A 22178-nucleotide genomic window follows, 5' to 3' on the forward strand; every position below is an offset into this window, starting at 1 on the left:
ATTATTGTTGTCGGGCTTCCCTGCCTGTGACTGCAACCGCGCGCCTGAGTGCTATTCCTTCGGCTGACCGCCACCGGCAGTGATCACTTGCACGCTCATGCGCGGCGTTGCCAGATCGAGTCCGGCTTCGTCGAGATGGCGTTTGAGCGAAAGGTTAAACGCCCGGGACACTTCCCACTGTTTGATCGGCGCGGTCTTGAACCGCGCCCGCAGAATCGCGCTGCCGGATTCGAAACTTTCGACACCCTGAATCTCCAGCGGCGACCAGATGTTGCGCCGCTGCAGCGGATCGGTACGCATCTTCTGCCCGACTTCGCGCATCAGTTTGATCGCGTCGTCGATTTCCATGTTGTACGGCACCGCGACGCGGAAGATCGCGTAGCCGAATTCGCGGGAGTAGTTCTTGATGCTTTTGATTTCGCTGAACGGGATGGTGTGGACGATGCCGTCGATATCCCGCAGGCGCACGGTGCGGATGGTCAGGCCTTCGACGGTGCCGAGGTGGCCGCCGACATCGACGTAGTCATCGATGGCCAGCGAGTCTTCGATGATGATGAACAGACCGGTGATCAGGTCAGCGACCAGAGACTGCGCACCGAAACCGATGGCCAGACCGATCACACCGGCACCGGCCAGCAGTGGCGTGACGTTCATGCCCATGTTCGCCAGCGCGACGATCAGCGCAATGATGAAGATCGCCACGAACAGCACGTTGCGGATCAGCGGCATCATCGTTTGCGCACGGGCATTCGCCAGGCCTTTGCGCGAGCGGGTGAGGGCGTGGTGCACAGCGGTGTCGGCGAGGATCCAGATCAGCCAGGAGAAAATCAGCGTGCCGATCAGGCTGAACAGTTTGACGCTGACGTCATGCCCTTCGCCCTCGGCGAAACCGATCAGCGACTGGCCCCACACGCGCAGGCCGAGTTCGATAAAGACCAGCCACACCAGCAGATGCGCGAGGGTGTAGAAGAAGCTTTTCAGCCGCTCCGAATACAGCGCGTGACGTTTCGGCCCGCGTTGCGGCTTGAGTGAGTGACGGCGCACGAGGCCGTTGATCACCATGCACAACACCAGCAACACGGTGCAGATCAGTGACTGGCGCAGTGCGGTGCTGGTGTCGCCGGCGGAAACGAACGTGGCAAACAGCGAGATGCCGACCAGCACCAGCGCCGGCACGTACCAGAAGGTGCCGAGGATTTCGATGGTGTCGCTGAGGGCGCGGCGGGTCAGGCGTCGTGACAGCGGCTGGTTGCGGATCAAGTGCGCGATCGGTCGACGGAAACGCAGAATGAACAGGCCGGTCGACAGTGCCGCGAGGACATTGGCGATGGTCGCGGCGGTGTGGGCCAGATGCACGCCGAGGCTTTCGATCAGGCGCGGATCATTCAGCGCTTCGCCGAACGCGGCGAAGCTGCCGATCAGCCACAGCGGACGGAACGCCTGATGACGCAGGATATACAGCGCACGATGGCGGTGCGGGCCATCGAGCAGGGAAAACGCGATCACGCAGATCGCCGAGAAGCAGGTGCCGACCACCAGCGCATAGGCCAGCACCATCGCCAGGCTTTTGCCCAGCGACGACGGCAGGGCGTAGCTCATGTAGACGGTCATCACCAACGCGATCAGCCACGGCCCGAGCTTGCGCAAAGCGAAGCGCAGCATGTCGAGGGCCTTGGGGTGTTGCGGCAATTCTTCGGTGAGGCCGAAGCGCATGCGCACCCGGTGACCGAGCCAGATCAGCGCAGCGGCGAGCAGACTCCACACCATCAGGATCATGGCGAAGCCGAAAATGATCGGCAGCCATTCGTTGGCCGGTAGCATCATCGCGCTCAGTTCGTCCTTGGCCAGATCGAACTCGTTGCCCCAGCGGTTGAGCGGGCTGTCAGCGCCGGTGAATTGTTTTTCGAAGTTGGACAGAGTGCCGCCGATCAGGCCAAGCACGCCTTCTTCGGGACTGGCTTGGGCTTTTTTGGTGGCGTCGCGCAGCTTCTTCAGATCGGTCAGCAACTGTGCGCGTTGCTTGTCGTTTTCCAGCGACTTGATGACTTCGTCGAGGGACTGGCCGAGCGGTTCCTGGGCTTCCGGTTGGGCTTTGTTGGTGTTGAGCAGACCGGGCAAGCCGACCGCGTGGGCGGGCGCCAGCGGCAACAGCGTCATCAGGCAGATGAGGAACAGACTGGGCAAAGCAAAAAAACGAGCGAACACTAGGCGGTCAACCTCGCAAGGGGCGGATTCGCTGGAGTGTACGAGGCCCACTAAAGCAATGCGAGCCGGGCGCGGATTTTATTCGTTGAGTTTGGCGAGGATCTTGTACACCACGGTGGCGAGGATCGTCAGCATGCCGACCCACATGGCAAACACCCCGGCGTTCTTGTCGCGGAAGTTGAAGCCGATGGCCAGCAGGATCATTCCGCTCAGAATCGGAACGAGCATGGCGTGGAACGAAGACATCGAGATCATGGAGACTGCCTTGTCGAAATGAATGATGTAAGTCTAGGTCGGTTTTGGCGGAGCGGTTCTGATGTGTATCAGAATTGAGCCGGTTTCAGGATGAAATTTGTAGGGTCTGAACTGGCGCTTTCGCGAGCAGGCTCGCTCCCACAGTTTGGAATGCATTCCAGGGTGGGAGCCAGTCTGCTGGCGAAGTTTTACGGCAACTCGCGGCAGGCGTAGAACGCGCTGAGCACTTTAACCAGGTGCGCCAGGTCGTGGCTGCCGCACAGTTCGCGGATCGAGTGCATGGCGAAGGTCGGCAGGCCGATATCAACGGTGCGCACGCCGAGGTGGCTGGCGGTGATCGGGCCGATGGTCGAGCCACAGCCCATGTCGCTGCGTACCACGAAGCTTTGCACCGGGACTTCTTCGGCCATGCACAGATGACGGAAGAAGCCGGCGGTTTCGCTGTTGGTCGCATAGCGCTGGTTGCTGTTGACCTTGATCACCGGGCCGGCGTTGAGTTTCGGGCCGTGGTTGGCGTCGTGCTTTTCGGCGTAGTTGGGGTGTACACCGTGGGCGTTGTCGGCCGAGACCAGCAGGGATTTCTGGATGGTGCGGACGAACTCGTCACCTTCCGGCAGCAGACGGCGCAGGGTCTGTTCGAGCATCGGGCCGTCGGCACCGCAGGCCGAGCAGGAACCGACTTCTTCGTGGTCGTTGCACACCAGCACGCAGGTTTCGTCGGTTTCGGCGGTGAGCAAAGCTTGCAGGCCGGCGTAGCACGACAACAGGTTATCGAGGCGCGCGCCGGCAATGAAGTCGCCATTGAGGCCAATCACTGCAGCACTTTGCGTGTCGTAGAAGCTCAGCTCGTAATCGAGCACGACGTCGGCGTTCAAGCCATGTTCGCGGGCCAGTTGATCGGTGAGCACGGCGCGGAAATCGACACGCTCGTCACCGGCAAACTGCGCGAGGATTGGCGGCAGTTCGGTCTGCGCGTTGATCGCCCAGCCCTGATTGGCTTCACGGTTGAGGTGAATGGCCAGGTTCGGAATGATGGCGATCGGCGCTTTGAAGTCGATCAACTGGCTTTCGACTTTGCCGTCGCGGCGGAAGGTCACGCGGCCGGCCAGCGACAGGTCGCGGTCGAACCACGGTGCCAGCAACGCACCGCCGTAGACTTCAACGCCCAGTTGCCAGAAACCCTGACGCTGCAGTTCAGGTTGCGGCTTGACCCGCAGGCACGGGCTGTCGGTGTGTGCGCCAACCAGGCGGATGCCGCCGTGCAGGGGGGAGGTGCGGCCCATTTTGATCGCGACGATCGAAGAGTCGTTACGGGTGACGTAGTAGCGGCCGTTAGGCTCGGTGGTCCATGGCTCACGCTCGTCGAGGCGCACGAAACCGGCGGCCTCCAGACGCTGAACCAGACTGGCGGTGGCGTGGAACGGGGTAGGGGAGGCCTTGAGAAAGTCGATCAGGCCTTGGTTCAACTCTTCGCGCATAAGAAACTCCAGACAGCAATGGGCGGGAGTTTAACGCATCGGCCGGGGAATTGAATCTGCACCCGAACCCTTGTGGGAGCGAGCCTGCTCGCGAAAGCGATTGATCAGTCAACATCAATGCTGAATGTAAAACCGCTTTCGCGAGCAGGCTCGCTCCCACAGGGAGTCAGTGTGGTCTTTCAGAACGGCGCGGGGCACTCGAAGCGCAGGCGTTCGCCGGTTTGCGGATGGGTGAAGCTGAGCATGCTCGCGTGCAGGCACAAACGGGGCCATGCCGCCAGCGCCTGCTCATGGGCGTAGAGCCCGTCACCGAGCAGCGGATGCCCGATCGACAGCATGTGCACGCGCAATTGATGCGAACGGCCAGTAATCGGCGTCAGCTCTACACGACACCAGTCACCGCAACGCTCCAGCACACGCCAGAAAGTCAGCGCATGCTTGCCGAATTCATGGTCGACCACATGACGCGGCTTGGTCGGTGGGTCGTAACGCAGCGGCAAGTCGATGCTGCCACTGTCGAGTTCCGGCTGACCCCAGGCCAACGCGGTGTAGGCCTTTTCGGTTTCGCGGTCGTGAAACTGGCGCGACAGTTCGCGATGAGTGTCGGCGTCACGCGCGAGCAAAATGATGCCGGAGGTTTCCCAGTCCAGGCGATGGACGATGCGCGCTTCCGGGTAGCCGTTTTCCTGCAAACGGGTAATCAGGCAGTCTTTGTTGTCGTCAGCGCGACCGGGCACCGAAAGCAGCAAGGTCGGTTTGTCGACCACCAGTACAGCGGCGTCCTGATGAATGATGCGGATGTTGGACAGCGGCATTAAAACAGCCTCGTAACAAATGCCAACGGCGGCTCGGAACTGCTGATAACCCTGTAGGAGCTGCCGAAGGCTGCGATCTTTTGACTTTGAAGATCAAAAGATCGCAGCCTTCGGCAGCTCCTGCACAAGCATCAATAGTCCGAGCCGCCGTAGCGACTGCCAAATCGACTCAGCGATCGGGCAGGGTGATGTTGAGTTCCAGAATCGAGCAACTGCCCTGGCTTTCCAGTGCAACATGTACGTCGTCGTTGCCGATGTTGACGTACTTGCGGATCACGTCGACCAGTTCCTTCTGCAAGGCTGGCAAGTAATCCGGCGTGCTGCGCTGGCCGCGCTCATGCGCCACGATGATCTGTAGACGCTCTTTCGCTACCGAGGCGGTACTTGGCTTTTTGTTGGCACGAAAGAAGTCAAAAAGGTTCATTACCTACCTCCAAACAGGCGCTCGAAGAATCCCTTCTTCTCGACATCGAGGAAACGGTGGGCTTTTTCTTTGCCCAGCAAACGGTCGACGGTATCGCTGTACGCCTGACCGGCATCGCTCTGGTCGTCGAGAATCACCGGAACGCCCTGGTTGGATGCCTTGAGCACCGCCTGGGATTCCGGGATCACGCCGAGCAGCGTTACCGAGAGGATTTCCTTGACGTCTTCAACGCCCAGCATTTCGCCCTTTTCAACACGCTCCGGGTGGTAGCGGGTGATCAGCAGGTGTTCCTTGATCGGATCTTCGCCACGTTCGGCGCGGCGCGATTTGCTCGCCAGCAGGCCGAGCATGCGGTCCGAATCTCGTACCGAAGACACTTCCGGGTTGGTCACGACGATCGCTTCGTCAGCGAAGTACATGGCCAGGTGCGCACCTTTTTCGATGCCCGCCGGGGAGTCGCAGACGACGAACTCGAATTGTTCCTTGAGCTCCATCAGGACTTTTTCCACGCCTTCGACAGTCAGCGCGTCTTTGTCGCGGGTCTGACTGGCGGCCAGTACGTAGAGGTTTTCCAGGCGCTTGTCTTTGATCAGCGCTTGTTGCAGGTTGGCTTCGCCGTTGACCACGTTGACGAAGTCATACACCACGCGGCGCTCGCAACCCATGATCAGGTCAAGGTTACGCAAGCCCACGTCGAAGTCGACGATCACTGTTTTGTGGCCGCGCAGTGCGAGGCCGGTACCGATAGCGGCGCTGGTGGTGGTCTTACCCACACCACCCTTGCCGGATGTAACCACGAGAATCTTGGCCAAGGTGTTTCACCCCTAAGGAAGAAGGACTTTTTAGCCCCTGAAAAACATCTCTTGAAAACTACTGCAGTCGGACAGCCTTGGCTGGAATTCGGCGTTGAGCCTTTTTCCTACTTCGTTTGAGCCGTTTTCGCTACGTTTTAGAGATGCTTGGAAAATGCGGCAGTATCCGTTAAAGCCGAATGATGTTCAACACGTCGCCCGACAGGCTGACCTGTACGCCCGAGCCCCACATCGGGTCGCGGCGCAAATCTTCGGAAACCTTGTAATGACCGGCGATGGAGATCAGTTCAGCGCTCAATTGCTGACAGAAAATCCGTGCCTTGGTGTCACCCTTCACGCCGGCCAGCGCCCGACCACGCATCGGGCCGTATACATGGATGTTGCCATCGGCGAGAAGTTCCGCCCCCGGACTGACCGAAGACACCACGACCAGATCGCCACCCTGCGCGTATATCTGTTGGCCACCACGTACTGGCGTGGTGATGACGCGGGTCGGTTTGACCGTTGGCTCCGGCGGTTTTTCCGGCTTCTTTTTGACTTCGGCTTCGGGAGTTTCCAGCGGCCGTTCGCGGGCGCCCGACGGCGGCAGCACCGGAATGTCGATGGCGATGGCGGCGGCGATGTCTTCGATGCGGCTGGCGCGAATCGCCAGGGTGCGCAGGCCATGTTGACGGCAGACGCGCATCAGGCCCGGCAGATCGACGGCGCCTTCGCTCGGCGGCAGTTTGTCCAGCGCCAGAACCAGCGGCGCGTTGCTGAAGAAGTTCGGCGCCTGGGCGACTTTGGCGGCCAATTGCCGATCGAGGCTTTCGAGGTCGTTACGGGCCAGTTCCAGCACAGTAATGGCCAGCATGCTGCCCTTGAGCTGGAATACGGGATCTTGGTCTAACGGTTCGGTTTGGCTCATGTCGGCATACAACGGCTTGTCACTAAAAGTGCCGAGACTTATAACGAGAACGCCCGCGAGCCGCAAGCCGGGTCGAACGATGTAGAATGCGCGGCCACTGTATTTACGGAAGCTTTAATGGATCGCCCGCGTTTTCGAAAAGCATTTTTATCGCCACGCTTCTGGCCGCTCTGGTGCGGTCTGGGGCTTTTGTGGCTGATCGTGCAGCTGCCTTATCCGGCGTTGCTGACCATCGGTCGAGTTTTGGGCGCCTTGATGTATCGCGTGGCTGGCGACCGGCGGCGCATCGCCAAGCGCAATCTTGAGCTGTGCTTCCCGGAAAAATCCGCTGCCGAGCGCAAACGTCTGCTCAAGGAAAACTTCGCCTCCACCGGAATCGCCTTTTTTGAAATGGCCATAAGCTGGTGGTGGTCGCGTGAGCGCCTGGCCAAGCTGGCCCATGTCGAAGGCCTGGAGCATTTGCAAAAGGCCCAGCGCGAAGGCAAAGGCGTGATCCTGATGGCCGCGCATTTCACCACGCTGGAAATCGGTGCAGCGCTGCTCGGCCAGCAGCACACCATCGACGGCATGTACCGCGAGCACAAGAATCCGTTGTTTGACTATGTTCAGCGTCAGGGCCGTGAGCGGCACAACCTCGATTCGCTGGCGGTGGAGCGTGACGACGTGCGCGGCATGCTCAAGTTGCTGCGTTCCGGTCGGGCGATCTGGTACGCACCGGATCAGGACTATGGCGCCAAGCAGAGCATCTTCGTGCCGCTGTTCGGCATTCAGGCGGCGACCGTGACGGCGACCACCAAGTTCGCGCGTCTCGGCAAAGCGCTGGTGGTGCCGTTCACGCAGGAGCGTCTGGCCGACGGCAGCGGTTATCGGTTGGTGATTCATCCGCCGCTGGAAGATTTCCCCGGCGAAACCGAAGAAGCCGACTGCATTCGCATCAATCGGTGGGTCGAGAGCGCTTTACGTGCCTGCCCTGAGCAATACCTGTGGGCGCATCGACGCTTCAAGAGCCGTCCACCGGGCGAGCCGAAGTTGTACGCCAAACGCGGTTGATTGACCCATCCCTATAAGCACCATGGAGCGTTGCGATGAGCCCAGCTGAACCGGTCACAGGTTTGATTCTTTCCGGCGGCGGGGCTCGGGCGGCGTATCAGGTGGGCGTGTTGGCGGCGATTGCCGAATTGCTGCCGTTGGGTTCGGACAATCCGTTTCCGGTGATCGTCGGCACCTCGGCCGGGGCGATCAACGCCGTCAGCCTCGCCAGTGGCGCAACCGATTTTCGCGCTGCGATCGAGCGTCTCACCTTGTTCTGGCAAGGCTTTCGCAGCCATCGCGTGCTACGCAGTGACTGGCCCGGTGTTATTCGTCAGGCCAGCCGCTTTGTCAGCCACAGCTTGTTGGGGATGGGGCGGCAACTACCGGTGGCGTTGCTCAACAGTTCACCGCTGCGCAAACTGCTCAATGAAAAACTGCACATGCCTGGCATCGCCGAATCCATCGCGCGCAAGCAATTGCATGCGGTGGCGGTGACCGCGTTCGGCTATGAGTCGGGGCAAGCGGTGACGTTCTATCAGGGCGGCGGCACGATCGATTCATGGCTGCGCCATCGGCGTATTGGTGTGCCGACGCAACTGTCGGTGGACCACTTGCTGGCCAGTTCGGCGATTCCGTTGTTGTTCGCGCCGGTGAAAATTGGCGATGAATACTTTGGCGATGGCGCGGTGCGGCAGTCGGCGCCGATCAGCCCGGCGCTGCACTTGGGCGCGAGCCGGGTGCTGGTGGTCGGTGTCAGCGGCAACCCGCGCGGGTTTGATCCGCAGCAGCCGCTGGAGCGCACTTACACGGGGCAACAGCCGACGCTGGCGCAGATTGGCGGGCACATGCTCAACAGCACGTTCATCGACAGCCTCGAGAGCGATATCGAGTTGCTCCAGCGTCTCAACCAGTTCAGCCACTTGATGCCTGCCGGCACGCCGACGCGCGAGCTGGGCGTGGCGCCGGTGGAGGTGCTGGTGATTTCGCCGAGTCAGCCGATCGACGAGATTGCGGCGCGGCATCGCCAGGAGTTGCCGGCGGCGTTGCGTTTGTTTCTGCGTGGGCCGGGGGCGACCAAGACCAGTGGGGCAGGGGTGTTGAGTTATCTGCTGTTCGAGGCGGGGTATTGCAGCGAGTTGATTGATCTGGGGCGCAGGGATGCATTGGCCAAGCGCGAGGAGCTTTGCCGGTTTTTGGGCATATCCGAGGCGGTGGTCCCGGCCTGAAATCTGCGGGGAGGCCTTCGCGAGCAGGCTCGCTCCCACATTGGAACTCGGTCGAATGTGGGAGCGAGCCTGCTCGCGAAGCTCTTGAAATCAGAAGTGGAACTTCACCAGGAAGCTCGTGGTGCTCTGATTGGTCTTGAACGCACCGGTGTCGTCGATGCCGTACTTGTCTTTCCAGTAGTCGTATTCAACACCGACATACAACTGCTTCTCGCCAAAACTCAACGCCTTGCCCAAGTCGTATTTGACCTGTGGGTTGAAGTGCAGGTTGGCGTGGTAGTCGCCTTTGGAGTTGGAGTCGTTGTCGGTGACCCAGTCCATGAAGCCGTCGATCAGGATGTCCGACTTCCCGACCGGGATGGTGTAGGACCAGACCGGGGTGATCTGCCAGACGTTGTCACCGGCGCGAGCACCCTGGGTGTGACGCTGGTAGAAGTTCAGCTGGAAGTAGTCGAAGCCCGGAATCGCCAGGTCGAAGCCTGGACCGATCAGGTACGACTCGGTGTCGCCTTCGCCGAACTCGTAAGTCATCGCCACCAGGACGTCTTTGATCGGGCCGAACTCGATTTTCTGGTCGAGCACTTTGCCCAGCGAGATGCGCGGGCTGAACTCACCGTAGTAGGTGTTTGGACCGTTGCTGAAGTCCTTGCCACCGTTGTAGAAGATCTTGTCGAAGAAGAAGAAGTTGTCCCCATAAGTCCACGCATCGGCGTGCTCGAAGGTAACGGTTTGCTGGATGCGCGGGTTGACCTGGAAGTCCTTGCCATACAGGTAGGTCAGGCTGTTGTTCTGCCACTGCAGCAGGCCCTCGGCCATGGCCTGGCCGCCGGCCAACATCGATCCCGCGAGCATCAGGCTGGTGCACATACGTTTCATTCGGTTGCTCCCAAAGTAGGTGTTCCACGTTTATTTTTTTAAGATCGGCGCTCTGGTGTGGCGCCTTTTTTCGTTGCTGCAAAAGTCATCCGATCGGTCAGCTTCGTTGCTGTTAGCAAGAGCCGAGCCAAGGCTTTCGAAAAGCAAAAAAACACCCGCTCGGCTGCTGAAAAACAGTCGATTGAGTGTGTTTTCGGGATGCCTCGGTACTGACCGGGGCCGGGATAAGTTGGCTTTTCGGTCAGGAATTAAATCCGGGCTTTTTTTTAGACCGAATTCAAGAGGCCGCGGAGAATACTGACTCAACGGCCAGGCCTCAAGTGCCCCGCAACAGAGCACCGACGACAGGTATGGGGCACGGTTGCGGGCCATCTTAAAAGTGCACCTTGACCAGCAGGCTGGCGGTGTTCTGATTGGTGTCGAAGTTGTGCGTGTTTTCGACACCGTATTTATTTTTCCAATAACTGTATTCGGTGCCGACATACAGTTGCTTGTGGCTCCAGCCGAGGGCTTTGCCCAAGTCATATTTGATCTGCGGATTGATGTGCAGGTTGGCGTGGTAGGTGCCGCGCGAGTTCTCATCGTTGTCGACCACCCAATCGAGGTAGCCGTCGATCAGCACATCGGAATTGCCCAGGGGAAAGCTGTAGGACCAGCCGGGGGTGATCTGCCAGACGCCGTCGCCGGGGCGCGGGCCTTCGGTCTGGCGGCGGAAAATGTTCAGGGTGACGTAGTTGAAACCGGGCACCTTGAGGTCGAAGCCGGGGCCGATCAGATAGGCCTCGCTGTCACCTTCGCCGTACTCGTAAGTCATGGCGAGCAAGACGTCTTTGATCGGGCCGAACTCGAGCTTCTGGTCGAAGATCTTGCCGAACGAGAAGCGCGGGGTGAATTCACCGTAGAACGCGTGCGGGCCTTTGTTCGCGTCTTCTTTGCCGTTGTAGAAGATCTTGTCGACGAACAGGAAGTTGTCGCCGTACTTCCACTTGTCGGCGTGCTCGAAGGTCAGCGTCTGCTGAATCGACGGGTTGATCGCGAAGTTCTTGCCGTACAGATAGCTGAGGCTGTTGGTCTGCCACAGCAGCAAATCGCCGGCCATGGCCTGACTCGCGGCCAGCAGGCCGCCACTCAACAGAACGTTGGTTTGCGTGCGAATCATCTGTTGCTCCCTCTTGTTTTTATTGTTTGAGGCGCAGAGCTGTTGCGCGCCCTTGTAGGAGTGAGCCTGCTCGCGAAGAGGGCGTGTCAGTCGCCATCACTGTTGAATGACATACCGCTTTCGCGAGCAGGCTCGCTCCCACAGGGTTTTGTGGTGACTCCGTCAGTGCTGGTGGGCGTGGCAGTCGTTGATCGCTGCGCGCTCTTTGCCGCCGAGAATGTTGAACAGCAGGTTCAGCGTCAGCGCGCTGAGCGTTGCCATGGCGATGCCGCTGTGGGTAATCGGGCTCATCCACATTGGCAGGTGCGCGAAGAACTCCGGACGTACCACCGGGATCAGGCCCATGCCGATGCTCACCGCGACCAGCAACTGGTTGCGACGGTCACCGATGTCGGCTTCCTGGAGAATCTTGATGCCGGTGGCCGCGACCATTCCGAACATCGCAATCGCTGCGCCGCCGAGTACCGCCGGCGGAATCGACGCCACCAGAAACGCTGCTTTCGGCAGCAGGCTCAACACGATCAGCAAGCCACCGGCAACGATGGTCACCGAGCGGCAACGTACACCGGTCATCTGCACCAAACCGATGTTCTGCGCGAAAGAGGAGTGGGTAAACGTGTTGAAGAAACCCGCCACGAACGAGGCGCCGGCATCGCACAGCAAGCCGCGACGCAGCATGCGTGGGCAGACTTCCTGGCCGGTGATCTTGCCCAGCGCCAAAAACATCCCGGTCGACTCGACGAAGATGATCACCACCACCAGACACATCGACAGGATCGGTGCCAGTTCGAATTTCGGCATGCCGAAATGCAGTGGAGTGACGAATTGAACCCATGGCGCGTTGGCCATGCCACTCAGATCGACCATGCCGATCGCGCCGCACAGGATGTAGCCGAAGCACATGCCGATCAGTACGGAAATGTTGACCCAGAATCCGCGCATGAAGCGGTGGACCAGCAGAATGGTACCCAACACCAGTGCGGCGATGGCCAGATAAATCGGTGAGCCGAATTGCGCTGCGGCGGCGCCGCCACCGGCCCAGTTCACGGCCACGGGGAACAGCGACAAACCGATCGAGGTGATGACCGTGCCGGTCACCAGCGGCGGAAAGAAGCGCACGACTTTGGACATGAACGGCGCGATGAGCATGCCGAAGAAACCGGCGGCAATCGTCGCACCGAAGATGCCTTGCAGGCCGATACCGGGCATGCCGGCCATGGCGACCATGCTGCCGACAGCTGCAAAACTGGCGCCCATCATCACCGGCATGCGAATGCCCATCGGGCCGATGCCCATGGACTGCACGATGGTGGCGATACCGGCGACCAGCAGGTCGGCGTTGATCAGGAAGGCAATTTCTTCACGACTCAGGCCAGCGGCCTGTCCAATGATCAGCGGCACCGCGATGGCACCACCGTACATCAGCAGAACATGTTGCAAACCGACCAGGATCAGTTGCAAAAGGGGCAATCGCTGAATGGCGGGTGCGTCGGGGATGCGCGCTTTGGACAGCTCGGACATGCAACACCTCGGATCTTTTTATTCTTGTGATTGAACAGCTGCCGGGTTGCTCACAGCTGTTTCTGTGCATCAGGTAAACCGCGTTAAGGCGATTCGCGAGCAGGCTCGCTCCCACAGGGATTGAAGGTGTCCTTGTGGGAGCGAGCCTGCTCGCGAAGCTTTGTTGCTTAGTTGGTCTGTGCTCCCTGGGCAATCCATGCACCGATCAGGTCACGTTCCTGCTGGGTCATCTGCGTGATGTTGCCCAGTGGCATGATCTGCGTGGTGATGGCTTGCGCCTGGATGCGCGCCGCGTTCTGACGGATCTGCTCAGGGGTGTCGAGCATCACACCCGCTGGAGCTGCGCTGAACAACGGACTGGTTGGTTTGGCCGAGTGGCAAACCGCACAACGTTCTTGAATCACGGTGTGGACTTTGTCAAAGCCAGGACCTGCGTTGGAGGCTTGTGCGGGCGCAGCAGGTTCAGCAGGGGCTGCCGGTGCTGCTTCAGCCGGTTTCGCGCCACCGCCCAGTGCCGTTTCCGGCAGCGGTTGGTATTCGATTTTCGCTGGCGCCTTGGCCACTTCCGGCGCGGTCGACATCGGCATCGGGCCGGTGACGTACGCCAGACTGATCATGCCCACCGCTGCCACAGGCAAGGTCCAGGCAAACTTGTGGCTGTCGTGACGGGTGTTGAAGTAATGACGCACCAACACCGCCAACACGGCGATCCCGGCCAGGATCAACCAGTTGTACTGGCTGCCATAGGTGCTCGGGAAGTGGTTGCTGATCATGATGAACAGCACCGGCAGGGTGAAGTAGTTGTTGTGACGCGAACGCAGCAAGCCTTTGGCTGGCAGCGCCGGATCCGGCGTGCGGTTCTCGGCAATCGCCGCCACCAGTGCGCGTTGCGCCGGCATGATGATGCGGAACACGTTACCGACCATGATGGTGCCGATGATCGCGCCGACGTGCAGGTATGCACCACGACCGCTGAACACTTTGCTGAAGCCATACGCCGCGCCGATGATCAGCACGAACAGAATGAAGCCCAGCAGAGCAGGGCGTTTGCCCAAGGCCGAGTCGCACAGGAAGGAGTAGATGAACCAGCCGAGGAACAGCGAGCCGATACCGATGGCCACGCCTTCAGGGCCGCTCAGTGTGCTGCCCGGAGCCAGCAGGTAGAGCGTTGGATTGGAGTAGAACACCACGCACAGCAGCGCGATACCCGACATCCAGGTGAAGTAGGCTTCCCACTTGAACCAGTGCAGGTTCTCCGGCATCGCCGGCGGGGCCAGTTTGTATTTTTCGAGGTGATAGATACCGCCACCGTGGATCGCCCACAGGTCACCGGCCAGACCGGTTTTCGGGTTGACGCGGTTGAGGTTGTTCTCCAGCCAGACGAAGTAGAACGACGCGCCGATCCAGGCCACGCCAGTAATCATGTGAACCCAGCGCACGCTCAGGTTCAGCCATTCCAACAGATGTGCTTCCACAGTCTTTACCTCTCGCCTGTCACTCTTGTTGTCGAGTGATCAGACCTTCTCTTATTGGTGGGGGGCGAGGATCAAACGCTCATCCTCTTTGAAAAAATGCTCATCGCAGTTATTGCCTGTGCCACTGCGATCAACCACCAGGAAGTCATCCCGCTTTTCGATCGTCAGCACCGGATGGTGCCAAACGCCGCGATGGTAATTAATGCCCTGCCTGCCGTTGGTGACGAAGGCGCGGACCAAGCCTGATACAGGTTCATCGCCAAGTGGCGCGACCACGATCAGAAAGGGGTTGCCGAGCAGCGGTATGAAAGCCTGGCTGCCCAGCGGATGGCGTTCCAGCATGCAAACGGTCAGCGGCATGTCCTGCGCGTCGGCGCGGAAAATGCTGATGATCGCGTTGTCCTCAGGCTGAGCGGTTTCGACCGTCGCCAGTTTATGGAAGCGCATGGTCGAACCGTTGTTGATCATGAAGTGATCGCTGCCGTCGGTTTCGATCACGTCACCGAAAGGGGCGAAGGCTTCTTTGGTCAGCGGTTCAATCGTTAGTGTGCGCATGCTGTTCTTCTTTTCCGAATTCTGTGTTGACTGTTCTGACGCCTTCGCGAGCAGGCTCGCTCCCACAGGGGAATGCATTCCAAATGTGGGAGCGAGCCTGCTCGCGAATGGGTTCAACCTTATTTAGCGACCTTGCCGAGAACGCGCAGGCGACTCACACCACCATCCGGGAACACGTTCAGGCGGATGTGGGTGATCGGGCCCAGCGCTTTGATCTGCTCGACGAAGGTGTGCTCGGCGTGCATTTCCAGCTTCTGGCTTGGCAGCAGTTCACGCCAGAACAGCGACTGGGTTTCGATCTGGCTGTCAGTACCGCCCTTGACGAACGCGCCCTGGATCGAGCAAGTGTCCGGGTAGTTGCCTTTGAAGTGCAGGGTGTCGACGACGATCTTCTCGATCTCGCCCGGGTGACCCAGCGCGACGATCACCCAGTCATTGCCCGGCGTGCGGCGACGTGCGGTTTCCCAGCCGTCGCCCATGTTGATGCCACGACCCGGGTTGAGGATGTTGCTCATGCGGCCGAAGTGTTCGTCGGAGCAGGCGAGGGCGCGGCCACCATTGAGGGCTGCTGCCAGATCGACTTGCTCGTTGTCGCCAACAGCGGACCAGTCGCGGAACGGAATGCCATACACGCGCAGACGGGCGACACCGCCGTCCGGGTAGATGTTGAAGCGCAGGTGGCTGAACGCTTGGTCGTTGCTGATTTCGTGGTAGTGGTGGCTGTTGCCCTGCAGCTCGACGGCCGACAGCACTTCCGTCCACTGGGTGTTTTCATCAGGCTCGCCCGACGCCAGGAAGCACGCTTCCAGAGAGGCCGATGGCGGGAAGTTGCCGGTGAAGAATGAAGTGTCGATGTCCACGCCTTTGATCGAGCCCGGTACGCCCAGACGGATCACTGCGCTGTCGAAGCCTTCGAAGCGCTTGCGGCGCGATTCCCAGCCGTCCATCCACTTGCCGTTGTCATCGAACACGCCCTCCTTCCATACGGCCGGGGTCGGTTGGAACAGACGATTGGCGTCTGCGAACCAGTCATCGGTGACCGAGATGATTTTGGTGCCCAGACGGGCATCGGCCAGGTTGACGAATTTTTCGAAAGGTACGGCGTAAGCTTTCATTCTTCTTGTCTGCCTTTAAAAAAGTGGCTGGGGATGCTTGCAAGACCCTGGGTGCTCTCCGCGTCTGATGCACTCGGGTCAGGCTTCGCTAAAGAGTCAGTAAACGGAACAGGGCGATCTTGTTGATCTCCGCCAGCGCGCATTTGAACTCGGTGTCTTGCGAGTTGTGAATACGCGTTTCGAACGCCGCGAGGATCTGATGCCGGTTGCTGCCTTTTACCGCCATGATGAAGGGAAACTTGAACTTGGCTTTGTAGGCGTCGTTCAGCTCGGTGAAGCGCTGGAACTCTTCGGCCGTGCATTGGTGAATACCGGCGCCAGCTTGTTCATTGGTGCTGGCTTCGGTCAGTTGGCCCTGGACGGCAGCTTTGCCGGCCAGGTCCGGGTGAGCGTTGATCAGGGCCAGCTGACTGGCGTGATCGGCGCTCAACAGGATGTCGCTCATGCGCTGGTGCAGGGTTTCGATCTCGTCGATCGACGCGTCCGCGCCCAGGTCGTAGGCCTTCTCGGCTACCCATGGCGAATGTTCGTAGATGTCGGCGAAAGCGTTGACGAAAGCGTCGCGGCTCAGGATCGACGGTTGCAGGGTTTGAAAGCGGCTCATTGGGCGGCCCCTTGGTACGGCTGGGTTTCGTGCCAGTGACGCGCGATATCGACGCGGCGGCTGAACCACACCTGTTCATGACTTTTGGCGTATTCGATAAAGCGTTTGAGCGAAGCGATGCGACCCGGACGGCCGATCAGGCGGCAGTGCAGACCGATAGAGAGCATTTTCGGTGCTTCAGCGCCTTCGGCGTAGAGCACGTCGAACGCGTCTTTGAGGTATTCGAAGAAATCGTCACCCTTGTTGAAACCCTGCACTTGGGTGAAGCGCATGTCGTTGGTGTCGAGGGTGTACGGGATCACCAGATGCGGCTTGCCGGTCGGGTTGTTCGGTTCCCAGTAGGGCAGGTCGTCGTCGTAGGTATCGCAGTCGTAGAGGAAACCACCTTCTTCCATGACCAGACGACGGGTGTTCGGCCCGGTGCGGCCGGTGTACCAGCCCAGTGGGCGCTCACCGGTGATTTCGGTGAGGATGCGGATCGCTTCGAGCATGTGCTCGCGTTCCTGCGCTTCGTCCATGTACTGGTAGTCGATCCAGCGGTAGCCGTGGTTGCAGATCTCGTGGCCGGCATCGACCATTGCGCGGATCACGTCCGGGTGGCGCTGGGCGGCCATGGCGACGGCGAAGATGGTCAACGGAATGTCGAATTCCTTGAACAGTTTCAGAATCCGCCAGACGCCGGCACGGCTGCCATACTCGTAAAGCGATTCCATGCTCATGTTGCGCGCGCCTTGCAGCGGCTGAGCGGCAACCATTTCAGACAGGAAGGCTTCGGATTCTTTGTCGCCGTGCAGAATGTTGCGCTCGCCGCCTTCTTCGTAATTGAGTACGAACGACAGGGCGATGCGGGCATTGCCCGGCCAGTGTGGGTGAGGAGGGTTACTGCCGTAACCGATCAGGTCGCGTGGGTAGTCAGCGCTCACTGCAGTCTTCCTTCTTGTTCGTTGACAGATGTATGTGGCGGCCTGGCAGGCTGGCGTCACAGCGATGGGCTGATTGTATACAACTTTATTCGCAATTTGTAAGCCTGAATTTTCGCATTTTTCACCGACTGTCATCTTTTACTGTTATTGGCGTGAGCCTGCAAGAAACCTGCCTGACCAGTCAGCTAATGGATAGGAGGTTCAATGAATAGGCGTATCGCTGGCTCATCGGCAGGAAACCCCCGAATGGCGGGGGTGATGTGAAGAATGTCGTTTTTATTGTGTACAATTTTTTTGAAAAGTGTCTTAATCAATCGCTCGCCGCAGCGTTTCGTGCTCCGAATCGGTGCGGTCTCCTTTTTATCTGACTTCGGGAGGCGCGAGGTCTGACTGCTCCACGCAGGCAGGCGCGCAGAATCAATGGGACGTTTGACAACACACGTTTTGGACGCTGCACACGGTTGCCCGGGCAGTTCGATCAAGGTCGAGCTGTACCGCGTTGAAGGTTCGCACCTGGAATTGGTCGCCAGTGCGGTCACCAACAGCGATGGCCGGGTCGATGCGCCGCTGCTGCAAGGCGACGATTATCGCACCGGCGTTTATCAGGTTCAGTTCCACGCGGGCGATTACTACCGCGCCCGTGGCGTTCAGTTGCCGGAACCGGCCTTTCTGGACGTGGTTGTGCTGCGCTTCGGCATTTCTGCCGAACAGGATCACTACCATGTGCCATTGCTGATTTCGCCGTACAGCTATTCCACGTACCGGGGCAGCTGACCCCCAAGCAGCTGCCCCCACCGGGAAGCGACTGCGCATATAGCTTCTTTGGTCTTTCGCCCGCTCACACTGCGGGCTTTTTTTCGTCTGCGCACTTGCCTGTCAATGAATGGCAGGCCAAGAGATGGCTGAGATTTTCAGCTCAAGTGAATTTCGCCAGTTTGCGTTGCGTCGAGGAAGAGTCAGCGAAGCCTGGTGATGACAAGACTGTTTCCCTTGGCGGAATGCGGATCGTTGGTACCCACTAAATAAATGATCTTGTCCGCAGCGAGATGATCTTGCAGGGTTATTTTGTCGTGGAGTGCGATTTTATTGACCAGTGCCTTTTTCTTCAGCCAGACAGTCGGGTCCTCGGCAAACATGCTGTCGCCCCTGAATTTGTTGGTGAGCAGGATGAACACCGTATCGATACCCTGTCGCTGGATCAGCAGTGCATCCTGCGCTTTATTGCGAAAGCTATAAGACACCCGGTAGCCATTTCCGCGAAGAACAACGTTGAACAAATCGCGTATGGAGTGACCCTCTGTCAGATAGTGCGTTTCGAAAAACGTGTGTGCCTTGAAGTCGATTCGCTGCAATCCTTCAGCGGAAGGCAGAGGCATATGGACGTAATCGTTCGCGTCGACCGCAAGGGGGGAAAGGAGCATCAACGGATCGCTCAAGTCCTGGCGCAGGGTTCTTTGATCGCTTACCGACGTTGGGCGATTTTCCCAGTACTTGATCGTGTCGAATAAATCATTGATACCCGGACCAGTCAGTTCTTCCGAGTGACTGGCCCGATTGAAAATCTCCCGCGCCACCTTGTTCGCGGAGTGATTTGAAAGATAAGCAAAGTGGTCGCTGACGTACTGCGTCAGGCTTTTACGAAATGGCAGGCCATCGACGATTCGCCATGAGTCTGCAGCGTGGCCGGCTCTCGAATCCGCCAGCTTCACCACGCCTTGGGGTTGTAACTGTGGAGTAGTGAGGAGCATGTTTTCGAAAGCATCGAAACGTGTGGCAGAAAACTGTGGATGTTTGATAAACGCCAGCGCGTCAACAGCGTGCGTGGGTTGATCAAGTATGGAAAAGTGCCTGCCGGCGATTTCGATGGAGTCGCCTGCAATGGGTTTTGTGGCGCTCCCCCAGGTTTGCCAGTCGCCAGGATTGTTTACAGGAATCGATGGGTCGAGCAGGTCGCTGTCTCCGGGCAAGCGCGCACGTTTGCTCGGGCCTGGGCTGGCCTCTTCCGGCGGCTGGAGGGTTCGCGAGGTGCCCGGTTGTGGATCCGGTTGCGCACTTGCGGTCTGCAACTGGAGGCGCCAGAGAAATTGCCCGGGAATCTGTTCGACAGTTAAATCGGGCACGTTCGTAGTCGTCGCAGAGGTGAGTTTGTATTCGCCTCGTTCATTCCTGCGAACCATGATGGTTCCGTCTGCAATATCGACGTAGGTTTTCCCCCGTGGCCCTTTTCTGATGCCATTCGGGGATTCATGTGCGGCCGGAAGCAATGTCGCCAGATACGGGTCGACGAAGAGAATCGTTGATGGCAGTTCGGCAGCCACTCCAGGCACCGGCAGACGTCCCGTCGCGGATCGGGCGACATACCACGGTGCTTCAAGGCGCCAGCGTGGCTGGCCGTCGATTTTTCTCAGAATAGGCGGCGTTACCCCCGGTGCCGCGGGCCACGGGATTTGGTAGATACCGTCGCTGTTGAGTTCTGCCCGGTAATATCCGCCTTCTTCCAGCTGTGCGTAAATCTGCCCTTCCGGTGTTACATACAGCCCGTCAACGGATTCGTGCGCCCGTAACAGGTGAGCCTGCAATCCTGGCAGGGAAATCTCTGCCAGCCGGGCGTTGGCTTCGGTAATCAGCGGATCGGTAATGTAGCTCACCACCACATGGGGCTCGGCTACGACGTCGCGGCCTGACGCAGTGGCAATCAACGGGTCGGGCCCTCGATGGGGGGCAGGAGATAAAGTGGCAGGATGTCCGGTGTTGCTTGCACGGTCCGTGACGACATCGACTTCGATCACGGGCCTGGTGGTTGTGGATGTGTCGGGCGACACAGGGCGAACGGTGATTTTGCTCGTTTTAATCATGGCAATTACTCTAAAACGGTCCTTCGTCATATCGCCGACTGGCTCGATTGATTTCTCATCGATCCCTGATGATAAAAAGCGTGATTTGCCCCAACGCATCGGTCTGGATTCCACCGAGCAGATAGCTGATCCGGTTTTCCTGCCGGTAAGCCGCGAGAGGCTTTTGTCCACTGATCGGGGTTTGCAATAACGCTCCATTCAGTTCGGCACCCTCTGCGCTAAATCGCGGCAGTCTGCCGTTGACGAGAGCTGGCAGTTTGAGCACAAACACATGATCGATTTTCTCGCGATGAAACACTAACGCGTCGCCATCGAGCCTCTGCTCCGTTGGGGTCACGACGTAACCGTCATCGTTCAGAAGCTGGCTGAACAGTCTTCGCAGGTGGGCCGCAGTCGGCTTGCTGGCGTAGTCGTTCCAGTGCCTGGGGAAGCGTCCCGGATCAAAATCCAGGCGCATCAGACCTTCACCGAGCGCTAAGGGAATCGCCAGGGTATCCGCCGTTTCGGGCTGGCTGCGTAACATCAACAGTGGGTCAGCCAGTTCTCGATGTGGCGCCTTGCGCAGCCCCCTGTTTTCCCAAAAGCGAAACACCTGATTGAGCATTGCCAACCCCGGGCCGATGATGATCTCGGAGCGGTTCGCTTGATTGAACATGGCCCGGGCAAGTGAACTGACCGATAGATCCGACAGGTATTTGAAGGTTCTGGAAATGTACTGCGTGATCGGCATTTCAAACGGAACGACGTCGTCCAGTACCGTCCAGTGTTCGGATCGTTTAACGGCGAATTTTGGCTGCAGCGACGGGTTATCCCGCAGCATGAATTCGAAGGCGTCATACAGGGCCGGTGAAAACAAGGGATGTTGCAGATACACCAGATGCGGGTCCGGTCCCAGTTGCTGTTGCACGATCCGGTAAAACTGTCCGTCTATTTCAATGTGCTGACCCAACTGCGGCCGGATACTGCGCCCCCAGTTTCGCCACAAGCCGAAACTCAGGTTGATCGCCTCGGGATTGGCTGACAGCAAGCTTTCGGTCAGCGCATGCGTGGTATCTGCCCCTTCGTCCACATGAGGGCGTTTGCTGGGGCCTGCCGTGGCTTCTGGCATTTCGGTCGCGACGACACCCGCTTCCCCGGTGGAACTCTGCGAGTCAGGTTGGTCGTCAGCAAACTTGCGTCGCCACAGTCGGGTTCCGGGAATCTGTTCGAACAGCAACGTGGACGAGTTGCGTGTCGTCGCAGAGGTTTGCTCATACTGACCGTCGGCGTTTTTACGCACCCTGACGGTGCCATGCGCGGTGTCGATGTAGGTCTTGCGGTGCTTGTCGTAGCGGATTCCTTCGGCGGTATACAGGGGCGAAGAGAGCAGGGCGGCGTCATCGGGGGCCAGGTACATTGGCTGTTCGACAGCGGGCCCTTCAGCGCCCGCATTTCGCCTGTCGCTCTCTGAGTGTTGCGTCATCCAGGCCGGTCGTTCGAAAGTCCACAGGGGTTGGCGTTCTGCTTTGACCAGAAAGGGTCCAGGCAGGTGCGGAGCGAACGGGAAAGGAATCTGGTAGCGACCATCGCGCTGAAGTTCGACCAACAGGTGCCCTTCATGCTCGACATGGGCATATAGCTTGCCGTCAGGGCTGATGAACAGTCCGCTTTCGGCATCCATACGCTGCAGCAGATGTACTTGATCGGCAGGCCAGGTGATTGAGCGCAGAGCGGCTGCGACTGACAGTGGCGAAGGCGCTGGTATTTCGTTGACGTGCACTGATGGTTGCCGCGCAGGTGTGTCTGGCAAACCTGTGGAGGATTGTGTGGTGATCAGGCTTTCGCCCGAGAGTCTGTGGGAGGTGCTCCCGGTGTTCGGACGGATATCGGGCGCAGTAATCCCTGCCACACGCTTCGGTGGTTTGACCATTGATTTAATCTCGCTGTGTGAAATGAGCGGTT

General features: G+C 59.1%; 20 protein-coding genes. 3 read left to right on the forward strand and 17 right to left on the reverse strand.

Going from position 1 to position 22178, the window contains the following annotated elements; translation table 11 throughout:
• Positions 1 to 51 precede the first annotated feature (51 nt).
• The 7 genes from AB4N44_RS26050 to minC form a co-directional block, all read right to left on the reverse strand.
• Positions 52 to 2205 (reverse strand): mechanosensitive ion channel domain-containing protein, encoded by a 2154-nt coding sequence (locus AB4N44_RS26050; protein ID WP_460111472.1) that lies wholly within the window; start codon positions 2203 to 2205, stop codon positions 52 to 54.
• 78 nt (positions 2206 to 2283) lie between these two features.
• Positions 2284 to 2460: a hypothetical protein gene (locus tag AB4N44_RS26055; RefSeq protein ID WP_174245051.1), complete on the reverse strand. Its 177-nt coding sequence runs from the start codon at positions 2458 to 2460 to the stop codon at positions 2284 to 2286.
• A 188-nt stretch (positions 2461 to 2648) separates the two neighbouring features.
• Complete coding sequence (locus tag AB4N44_RS26060; RefSeq protein ID WP_007919200.1) at positions 2649 to 3938, reverse strand: M18 family aminopeptidase; 1290 nt, start codon at positions 3936 to 3938, stop codon at positions 2649 to 2651.
• Positions 3939 to 4117: 179 nt separating this feature from the next.
• The gene (locus tag AB4N44_RS26065; protein ID WP_007960625.1) at positions 4118 to 4753 is read right to left on the reverse strand and encodes an RluA family pseudouridine synthase; all 636 of its coding nucleotides are present in this window, start codon (positions 4751 to 4753) and stop codon (positions 4118 to 4120) included.
• 169 nt (positions 4754 to 4922) lie between these two features.
• On the reverse strand, positions 4923 to 5177 hold the full coding sequence (gene minE / locus AB4N44_RS26070) for a cell division topological specificity factor MinE (RefSeq protein WP_003223146.1): 255 nt from the start codon (positions 5175 to 5177) through the stop codon (positions 4923 to 4925).
• On the reverse strand, positions 5177 to 5989 hold the full coding sequence (gene minD / locus AB4N44_RS26075) for a septum site-determining protein MinD (protein WP_007913953.1): 813 nt from the start codon (positions 5987 to 5989) through the stop codon (positions 5177 to 5179). The genes minE and minD overlap by 1 nt, the downstream gene beginning before the upstream one ends.
• A gap of 169 nt (positions 5990 to 6158) precedes the next feature.
• A complete protein-coding gene (gene minC / locus AB4N44_RS26080; protein WP_026000431.1) occupies positions 6159 to 6896 on the reverse strand; it encodes a septum site-determining protein MinC in 738 nt (245 codons plus the stop codon).
• A gap of 117 nt (positions 6897 to 7013) precedes the next feature.
• Between minC and AB4N44_RS26085 the strand changes: the two genes are divergently transcribed.
• Both AB4N44_RS26085 and AB4N44_RS26090 read left to right on the forward strand, forming a co-directional pair.
• Positions 7014 to 7946: a lipid A biosynthesis lauroyl acyltransferase gene (locus tag AB4N44_RS26085; protein ID WP_460111470.1), complete on the forward strand. Its 933-nt coding sequence runs from the start codon at positions 7014 to 7016 to the stop codon at positions 7944 to 7946.
• 35 nt (positions 7947 to 7981) lie between these two features.
• Entirely contained in the window at positions 7982 to 9154 is a 1173-nt protein-coding gene (locus AB4N44_RS26090; RefSeq protein WP_460111468.1) for a patatin-like phospholipase family protein, read from the forward strand.
• Positions 9155 to 9244: 90 nt separating this feature from the next.
• Here the strand turns inward: AB4N44_RS26090 and AB4N44_RS26095 are convergent, their stop codons facing one another.
• The 8 genes from AB4N44_RS26095 to puuE all read right to left on the reverse strand — a co-directional run bounded on the left by AB4N44_RS26095 (position 9245) and on the right by puuE (position 17382).
• Positions 9245 to 10030: an outer membrane protein OmpK gene (locus AB4N44_RS26095; RefSeq protein ID WP_095119997.1), complete on the reverse strand. Its 786-nt coding sequence runs from the start codon at positions 10028 to 10030 to the stop codon at positions 9245 to 9247.
• A 373-nt stretch (positions 10031 to 10403) separates the two neighbouring features.
• Positions 10404 to 11189 carry an outer membrane protein OmpK gene (locus AB4N44_RS26100; RefSeq protein WP_016982869.1) on the reverse strand — a complete coding sequence of 262 codons (786 nt, stop codon included), beginning with the start codon at positions 11187 to 11189 and terminating at the stop codon, positions 10404 to 10406.
• A 162-nt stretch (positions 11190 to 11351) separates the two neighbouring features.
• Positions 11352 to 12710: a nucleobase:cation symporter-2 family protein gene (locus AB4N44_RS26105; protein ID WP_095114338.1), complete on the reverse strand. Its 1359-nt coding sequence runs from the start codon at positions 12708 to 12710 to the stop codon at positions 11352 to 11354.
• A gap of 167 nt (positions 12711 to 12877) precedes the next feature.
• Positions 12878 to 14185, reverse strand: a complete 1308-nt coding sequence (locus AB4N44_RS26110; RefSeq protein WP_460111465.1) for a urate hydroxylase PuuD — start codon at positions 14183 to 14185, stop codon at positions 12878 to 12880.
• 51 nt (positions 14186 to 14236) lie between these two features.
• Entirely contained in the window at positions 14237 to 14740 is a 504-nt protein-coding gene (locus AB4N44_RS26115; protein ID WP_016982872.1) for an ureidoglycolate lyase, read from the reverse strand.
• 119 nt (positions 14741 to 14859) lie between these two features.
• Positions 14860 to 15855: an allantoicase gene (gene alc / locus AB4N44_RS26120; protein ID WP_007913974.1), complete on the reverse strand. Its 996-nt coding sequence runs from the start codon at positions 15853 to 15855 to the stop codon at positions 14860 to 14862.
• An 88-nt stretch (positions 15856 to 15943) separates the two neighbouring features.
• On the reverse strand, positions 15944 to 16459 hold the full coding sequence (uraD, locus tag AB4N44_RS26125; RefSeq protein WP_460111462.1) for a 2-oxo-4-hydroxy-4-carboxy-5-ureidoimidazoline decarboxylase: 516 nt from the start codon (positions 16457 to 16459) through the stop codon (positions 15944 to 15946).
• Positions 16456 to 17382 carry an allantoinase PuuE gene (gene puuE / locus AB4N44_RS26130; RefSeq protein WP_460158137.1) on the reverse strand — a complete coding sequence of 309 codons (927 nt, stop codon included), beginning with the start codon at positions 17380 to 17382 and terminating at the stop codon, positions 16456 to 16458. The genes uraD and puuE overlap by 4 nt, the downstream gene beginning before the upstream one ends.
• A 420-nt stretch (positions 17383 to 17802) precedes the next feature.
• Between puuE and uraH the strand changes: the two genes are divergently transcribed.
• Positions 17803 to 18156, forward strand: a complete 354-nt coding sequence (uraH, locus tag AB4N44_RS26135; protein ID WP_007913983.1) for a hydroxyisourate hydrolase — start codon at positions 17803 to 17805, stop codon at positions 18154 to 18156.
• 182 nt (positions 18157 to 18338) lie between these two features.
• On the opposite strand, the gene AB4N44_RS26140 is transcribed toward uraH, so the two are convergent.
• Together AB4N44_RS26140 and AB4N44_RS26145 are read right to left on the reverse strand one after the other, a co-directional pair.
• The gene (locus AB4N44_RS26140; protein WP_460111459.1) at positions 18339 to 20336 is read right to left on the reverse strand and encodes a hypothetical protein; all 1998 of its coding nucleotides are present in this window, start codon (positions 20334 to 20336) and stop codon (positions 18339 to 18341) included.
• Positions 20293 to 22146 (reverse strand): hypothetical protein, encoded by a 1854-nt coding sequence (locus AB4N44_RS26145; RefSeq protein ID WP_455805195.1) that lies wholly within the window; start codon positions 22144 to 22146, stop codon positions 20293 to 20295. The genes AB4N44_RS26140 and AB4N44_RS26145 overlap by 44 nt, the downstream gene beginning before the upstream one ends.
• Positions 22147 to 22178 lie beyond the last annotated feature (32 nt).

Source organism: Pseudomonas sp. S3_C06 (genome assembly GCF_054667675.1).